The sequence below is a fragment of the Puia sp. genome, assembly GCF_036500295.1.
In the GTDB taxonomy this organism is placed as follows: Bacteria; Bacteroidota; Bacteroidia; order Chitinophagales; family Chitinophagaceae; genus Puia.
The window spans coordinates 1-7,741 of record NZ_DASYCH010000054.1 but is presented as its reverse complement, the minus strand read 5'-3'; the positions used below and the strand labels follow the sequence as shown (position 1 = coordinate 7,741).

Here is a 7,741-nt window from a genome sequence, read left to right as displayed (position 1 = left end):
TATACGTGAAGCCCCAGGCGGCCATCACTTCCAGCCCCTCCGCCAGCAGGGCGTTGGGCACCCAGAGATACAGATGGGCCGTTGCTTCGGCTGCTTTACCGACGGGAATCCCTTTTATCTCCTCCAGGGTAAGGGTGGAATAACGGGCCAGCCGCTTGTGCTCCGGCGCTACTTTTCCTGTCTTATTCTGAAACTGCCAGGGCGGATCGGCAACAATCGTCGCAAATTTCTTTTTTCCTATAAACCGGGTAAAATCATCGGCTGCGCGTACTATTTTCATATATTTGCTAAAACCATTAGTAGTAAAAGTCAGCAAATTCGCCAACTTTTACGAGCACTAGTTTTACACATGGGTTGATAACCTTTCCGAATGAAAATTTACTTGCATGCTAATCTCTCTAGAAGGTCATACCGTATCCCTCACTAAAAACGGCTATCAGAAGCTGTGGGAATTGATTCGCAAATATCCGCGCAATCAGATTTTAGATCACCTTGATGAACATTTTCCCTCGCCCGCGCAATACCGGCCGCAGGCGCTAAAGATGCTGGGGGGCGATGTTGCGACCGAGGCCCTGCCTGCAGTCTGGGATGAAGTGAAGGAGTATGACGATGAAACGATCAGGGCCCTGCTTGCCATCTCTATTGTTTTCAGTCACAAAACCTTAATCAAGCTATTCAGTAGACCCGCCGCTCAGGGGTGGATGGGCGAGATAAAGCGGTCGGACTTCGAGCAGAGAAAAGAATACACGAATCTTGCTTACGCCCTGCACGCATTGGGCGTTGCGATAGATGTCCGTCAGAATTCCCTGTCGGTGCAGTACAATTGGCTGAAGATTTTCGGGATTCGAAATCTGGGTCCCCTGGTTAAGAAGGTTATCACCGCCCAGTTATCCCGGATGGGCTATACAAGTCTCGAACTCTCGGGGGATGGATTTTACAATCAGGCCGATGAATTTCACTTCCCCGCAATATTCGGGTTACAGCTTCCTGACTTCAAAGACTGGCTCGAAAAGGGCATCGAACCGTTCCCACGGGCAGAGCCAAAAGCCTTTCTTCCCGGGCAAAATGGCATGCCCCCGGGTAGATATATGCCTTCCCCAAAACCTACACCAACGTTCTCAAATCTACCCATCGTGCGAAACTGGCTCTTCAATACCTTCTTCACTGACCTGGAAAAAGCCTTTCGGGAGGCTTCCCTGCTGATCAATCCCTGGCTTCAGCGAAGGTTTGTCGCCTCGCTGCTGACCAAGCGCTTCGTCCTGCTTACCGGTCTGTCGGGCAGTGGCAAAACTAAACTGGCACAGGCCTTCGCCCATTGGCTTTGCGCCGATGCCTCCCAGATCGCCCTGATTCCTGTCGGCGCCGACTGGATGACGCGGGAACCCCTGCTGGGCTATCCCGATGCATTGCGGGCCGGCGAGTACTGTCACCCTGACAATGGTGCGTTGAACCTGATACTGGAGGCGGCAAAACCCGGCAATGCTCAAAAACCTTATTTTCTTATTCTGGATGAAATGAACCTGAGCCGGGTCGAACGCTATTTTGCCGACTTTCTCAGCGCGATGGAATCGAATGAGGATATTCCCCTCCATCCCGGATCGGCTGTTTGGGCCCATTCCACCACTCCCGCCACCACCCCGCTGCCCCCCAACCTCTTTATCATCGGAACGGTCAACATCGACGAGACAACCCATATGTTTAGTCCCAAAGTCCTGGACCGCGCGAATGTCATCGAATTCAAAATCGGTGCGGCAGAACTGGCCGCCTTTCTAAACAATCCCGAGCCCCCGAACCTGGAGAAAATACGATCACAAGGCGGATCCTATGCCGAAGGCTTCTTACAGGTAGCGAAGGGAAAAGCGCCGCCCCTCGCCGACGGACCAGCGATACGGCAAGCCTTGTTGAACTTTTTCACCGAACTCCAACTCATCGGGGGTGAGTTCGGCTTCCGGCCGGCGGCCGAAATTTACCGGTTTGCGGGAATCATGCATCAATTTATCGACGAGAAAGTACCCGAAATTTCGACCGACGAAATCATCGACGCAGCCGTCCTGCAAAAACTATTGCCCAAACTCCACGGCAGCCGGCTTATTCTGGAGCCCGTGTTAAAAACTCTCGGGGCACTCTGCCTGAACGATAAAAACGACTTCGCCGGAATCGTTTCCGCCCTCTGGGAACCCGAGCCTGAGATAGCCGGCAAATTGCGTTTCCCCTTATCCTTTGCAAAAATCGTCAGCATGGGCCGGCGGCTGGTCCAAAATGGTTTTACCAGCTACGCCGAAGCCTGATAAAAGAATAGCGTAGAGCAAATATGAACCTTGAAACGGTAACGAGTACTGTTTCCCTGGATGATGGCAGCAAGATTGATTGCGTAATCATTACGGATTCCCCCCATCCGGTGGTCCTGCTGGATGAAGGGGAAGCATTGTCCCTCGGTGAAGCGCAAATTCAGCTTTTTGAGGACGGTACTTATGAATACCAACTGCCCGCCGAATATCGTCTGCAGCCGATTGATGGAGTCATTACCATCCATAAAACAGCAAAGCATGCCGGCCACATCACCCCCCATCGTTATGTCGGAACTATCTCGACAGAAATTCAGGATACCGGCACCGGGAAAAAAAGGGGCCTGCTTTCACTGGAAGTCCGTTCGGCAAAAACGGATTACCGGACGGATTACCGGTTCATGCTGGAAGACATCGCCGCCAGATGCGCGGACCTCATTTTGCAATACTCATCCCCCGCGCTGCAAAAATTAATTCCCGATACCCAACAGCCGGCGGAAACCATCTATCAGCGTTTTGCCTTTGTGAAATCCATCCTCGAATCTCCAGACTTTACCGAAAGCGTCTACCGCATCCGGGAAAACCCCAATACCCAATGGACCCAACAGGAGTCGCAACAAAAGCTGAATAAACCTCAACGCCGGACCAACAACAGCGTCAGGCAAATGGCCAGGGCAAGCAACCGCATCGGTCTGGATCCCGGTCATCCCCTTTATCCGGACCTTCCATCGCTCCCTGCGGCGATCTCAACAGCGGCAAAAATAGAAACCGTCGATACTCCCGAAAACCGCTTCATCAAATACGTACTCAGGGAATTTCTGAGCTTTGTCAATGACACCAGAAATAAATTCAAACCGGATAGCCGGGCTCACCGGGAAGCGCTTCGGCTCGAATCCGTTCTCGAAAACATGCTGGAGCATTCCTTCTTCAAAATGATTTCCGGCCCTTCCCTGCAGGCCCTCAACAGCCCGGTATTGCAACGCCGCGAAGGATATCGGGAGGTATTGCGCGCCTGGCTGCTCTTCGACCTGACGGCCCGTCTCCACTGGACCGGCGGAACGGATGTATATGAAGCCGGCAAACGGGATGTAGCCACGCTGTACGAATACTGGGTCTTCTTTGTGTTATTGGAGCTTTATGGCCGTGTTTTCACGATCGATCCCGTGAGTATCCGAAATCTCCTCGGCCCGACGAAAGATGGACTCGGCCTGCTAATAAAAAAAGGAAAGCGCACCTCCATCAAGGGGCAATTTACCAGCACGGGCCGGAAGCTACAGGTCGAGTTCAGCTTTAACCGGAGATTCGGCGGCAAAAAAGAATACCCCAATGGCGGCAGTTGGACCGCCGGTATGACACCGGACTATACCCTTAGCATCTGGCCGCAGGAAATGGCCATGGAACAAGCCGAGCGGGAGGAGTTGATCGTTCACCTGCATTTTGATGCCAAATATAAAATCGAAAGGGAGAAACCCACCGTCGGGGAAGAAGAAACCCACTATGGCAATCACAAACGGGAAGACCTGTTAAAAATGCATAGCTACCGGGATGCTATCCGGCGCACCGCCGGCGCATATATCCTTTATCCGGGCAAACACGGCTTTCAACAATCCATCTTTCACGAATTACTACCGGGAATCGGCGCCTTCCGGCTTCATCCTTCCCGCGAAAACAGCGGCATCCCCGAGCTGGAGTCCTTCCTGAGAAGCGCCGTCGATCATCTGTTGGATTATGCGTCACAGCGGGAAGAACTGGCGCTCCGGACTTTCGAAATCCATCGTCAAAAGGACCGGCATCCCATAAAAACCTCCCTTCCCGGTTGGGACACGCTCATCCGCAGGCAGCCACCCGCCGCAATAAAAATCCTGGTAGGCTATTGTAAAAGCACGGAACATGATGATTGGATCAGTACCAACCGGCAATATAACATCCGTACGGGCCACGGCGAAGACATCCTGGCTCTGACTGCTGAAAACCTCGGGGTCCGTTTCATCCTTTTACACCGGGAAAACCAGCTGGTCACGGGAGATCTCCGGGCGATTGCGGACACCCCGCCACGCGTCGTAACAAAGGCCGAATTAAAGGCCAAGAACTACCCGAAGCCGGCCCACTCTTCTTATCTGGTATTCGATATTCTCGCAGACCCGCTTGCAAATTTTGCAAATATTTCCTGGGATGTGAGAAAACTCCCCGGATACCGTGAGGGCAGGGCCTCCGCCATTCCGTTTATCGTGTCACTCGCCGATCTGATGAGGGCGGGAATCCCCAATACCGTGTAAACTCTCCATTTCTCCCGTGAAAACACGGTACCCAAAACCAATCAATTATTCTTACTTCGCATCCGGGTTGCGCTAAATCAGTCCATTACCATTAAACCTTCCATGAACCCCTGATCCTTGAACCGGATGCACCGAACCGCCATTACGCAATCATCACTAACCCGCTACGGATAGCGTAGAGGACAAGGCCTACCCTTGTCTTGACGGGAAGCTTCTCAAAAAGCATGTCCCGGTACCCGTCCACCGTCCGGGGGCTGACCCCCATTTTATCCGCTATCTCTTTGTAGGTTAATTCAGTACACGAAAGTTTGAGGAATTCGATCTCCCGCTCGTTGAGATTGATCAACTGCTGGATCTGTCCTTCGGGGTTGTCGAGGTCGTTGACGAGGCGGATCAGCCGGTGGGTGATCAGTTCGGAATGATAGTACCCCTTCTGCTGTACCTCTGACAAAGCAGTTTGCAACTCCGACGGATCGCTGTCCTTCAGGATATATCCCCGGGCGCCGTTGCGCAACATCCGGATGATGGAGTTCTCCGAGTCATACATGGACAGGGCCAGCACCTTCACCCCGGGAAAACGGTTGCGGATGACCAGCGCGGTGGTATAACCGTCCATCTCGGGCATGTTCAGATCGAGCAGGACGATCGATGGGATGAGCCCCGACTCCAGCTTCTCGATGCACTGGCGGCCGTTGTCGGCCTCGAACAGCACCTCATGGCTCCGGAAGTTGCGGATGATATTGGCCAGACCATTTCGCAACATCACATGATCATCGACAAGCGCTACGGAGGGGTTCCTGTTATCCATATGAAAGGTTATTATCTGCGGACCTGTGGTCCGTTCATGGAAAGTTAACTATTCTCAACCAAACTGAAAAGCATGACAAATGTTGACCTCACCGAACCCGGCATAAAACTCGACCCCGCGCCCCCCTACCAGCCGGTGCTTTCCCGCCGCCCGGAACCTGGCCACGCCGAAAAAGATGTCCTGCGGATGCAGGACTTCATCCAACTGCTGAAGGCGGAAGAGGATTATTTCCCCGGCGAACAGACGCATCTGCCCATCATGATCACCCGCCTGCGCAAGATCTTCTATGATAAATGGGGTTGGAACAAGGACCTCATCCGCCGCGCCGCGCCCATCGAATGCCGGTATGAAGTGACCATCACCGGGACGCCACCCCGCGACAACACCGGTGAACCCCATGTCAAAAAAACAAAACAACACTATAAGCAAAACGACGAAGTCGATAAGTACCGCCTCGTGACCTACCGCAGAAACGACCGCGTCTATGCCGATACCCGTGCCGGCCAGGTGCCCCTCATCTATCAGAAGGACCACCAGGAAGTGATCCTCCCCGACGGCACCTATTGCGACGTCGCCCATGTGCTGGCCGGCCTCGACGCCTGGAACAATCCCCAGCTCGTCGCCCCGCTTCCACCCTGGCTGGAGTTTCTCCACCCACTCGTGCCGCACTGCGATTCGAATATGGACCTCGTCACCTGGCTGGGCGATATCGCCACCTCCAGCGAAGCCTTTGTCTTCGACTACCTGCGCAATAACAAGAAGCCCCTTTCCTCGCACGCCGAGCAACACTATATCGAGATCAACGCCCCGGGCTCCGATATGCTCGGCAACATCGACTCCTATGCCATCGCGAAAAGCTACGATCTCTCCGGCGCCAGCGGCCGCCGTCTGACGGAGATCCTCGAAGAATATTATCTCTCGCCCGCCAAATCCTTCTTCGCACAAAAACGCTATGCGCTGTTTTGCGACGCCGTCGGCCTGACATGGGACGGAAAACAATTCAGCAACGAAGACGAGTGGGTCCAACGCTACCGCCCACAGCTGCGTGACGCCACGACCTTTATGATCCACAGCCTCACCGAGGGAAAGATCCAGGGCGTTCTCCTGCCCCTCGAAGTATGGCTGGGCGGCTATCGCGATGTCGTAAAAGCCGAGGAGATGCTGCGCTTTTTCCTCCGAACGCTAAGATCCCTTATCTAACCAAAAACCTTAAACCCATGACCACAACCACCGCACCGTTACCCATTAAACTAAGCCTGCGAAAAAAGGTGTTGGTCCTTATCGGCCTGCTCCTGGCGCTTTTGCTCGGACCCTATATCGCCGTCTATCTGCAATATGGCGGCATCCCGGACCGGTTCTTCAATTTCCCCGCCACCAGCCCCGGGAATCCCAAACCCGCACCCACTCTTTTTATGACCATCGGCATCACCGTGGTCTTTATCGCCTCCCTGCTGTTGTTGATCGCCCCCCGTATCTATGGTTTTAAAAAAGCCCCGCCCGTCGCAAAGGCGGCAAGAAAAAAGACCCGGGCCGGCCTGCCTCCCTGGTTTTTTATCGGTCTTGCCGCCTCGGCGGGTACCCTCGTCTTTACCTCGCTGCACATAGCGCGTCCCGTCTGGCTTAACAACTGGTCTCTCCTTCCGCTTTGGTGGGGGTTTATCCTCGTCATGGACGGGCTCGTGTATCACCGCAATGCCGGCCGCAGCCTCTTCGCCAACGCCACCACCGAACTCATCGCCATGGGCGTTCTCTCCATCTCCGGCTGGCTGATCTTCGAGTACTTCAATTTCTTTATCCGGCTCAACTGGTACTATCCCCTCGCCGCGCTGATCAGTCATGACAAATTCCTCGTCTATGCGGTACTGGGGTCATCCGCGTTTATCCCGATGGCCTTCGAATGGTACCAGTTTCTCTGCACCTTCCCTGGCCTCGTCGTGAAATATAAATTCGGACCAAAGATCGCCTGGTCGAAAGGCCTCCGCCTCGGGATCCTGATCGTCGCTTTTGTCGGCCTCGTCGCAAGCGCTTATTTTCCGGACGGCCTGTTCTTTGTCGTCTGGCTCGCGCCGTTGATCGTGCTGGCCATCGCGCTGGGCATGCTCGGCATCTGGACGCCGTTCGTCTCCATCAAAGAACGCGGCGATTGGTCCTTCCTGCTGGTCTTCGCCCCGACCTTTCTCTTCCAGGGCCTGCTCGTCGAAGGAGCCAACTGGATCAGCGTTCCACATATTGGCGATGGCCTCGTTCATGGATTCAACCCGGGGTATTGGACCTATGTCATCCCGTATGTCAACCAGGTGCACGTCTTCGAAATGCCACTTCTAGGGTATTTAGGATACCTGCCCTTTAGCGTATATTGCTGGATCTGGTTT

6 protein-coding genes are annotated in these 7,741 nt (G+C 54.0%); 4 read left to right on the top strand and 2 right to left on the bottom strand.

All coding sequences use genetic code 11. The annotated features are described in order from the left end of the window. Positions 1 to 280, bottom strand: a 280-nt coding sequence (locus VGM48_RS11350; protein WP_331579106.1) for an MT-A70 family methyltransferase, incomplete at its 3' end; no start/stop codon positions are given. 106 nt (positions 281 to 386) lie between these two features. On the opposite strand from VGM48_RS11350, the gene VGM48_RS11345 reads away from it, so the two are divergent. Together VGM48_RS11345 and VGM48_RS11340 are read left to right on the top strand one after the other, a co-directional pair. Next, complete coding sequence (locus VGM48_RS11345) at positions 387 to 2,288, top strand: hypothetical protein (protein WP_331579104.1); 1,902 nt, start codon at positions 387 to 389, stop codon at positions 2,286 to 2,288. Positions 2,289 to 2,311: 23 nt separating this feature from the next. Beyond that, entirely contained in the window at positions 2,312 to 4,561 is a 2,250-nt protein-coding gene (locus VGM48_RS11340; RefSeq protein WP_331579102.1) for a DUF2357 domain-containing protein, read from the top strand. 142 nt (positions 4,562 to 4,703) lie between these two features. On the opposite strand, the gene VGM48_RS11335 is transcribed toward VGM48_RS11340, so the two are convergent. Further along, the gene (locus VGM48_RS11335; RefSeq protein ID WP_331579100.1) at positions 4,704 to 5,369 is read right to left on the bottom strand and encodes a response regulator transcription factor; all 666 of its coding nucleotides are present in this window, start codon (positions 5,367 to 5,369) and stop codon (positions 4,704 to 4,706) included. A 72-nt stretch (positions 5,370 to 5,441) separates the two neighbouring features. On the opposite strand from VGM48_RS11335, the gene VGM48_RS11330 reads away from it, so the two are divergent. Together VGM48_RS11330 and VGM48_RS11325 are read left to right on the top strand one after the other, a co-directional pair. Then, positions 5,442 to 6,569, top strand: a complete 1,128-nt coding sequence (locus VGM48_RS11330; RefSeq protein WP_331579098.1) for a hypothetical protein — start codon at positions 5,442 to 5,444, stop codon at positions 6,567 to 6,569. Positions 6,570 to 6,586: 17 nt separating this feature from the next. Further along, the coding region (locus VGM48_RS11325) for a hypothetical protein (RefSeq protein ID WP_331579096.1) at positions 6,587 to 7,741 on the top strand (1,155 nt) is incomplete at its 3' end.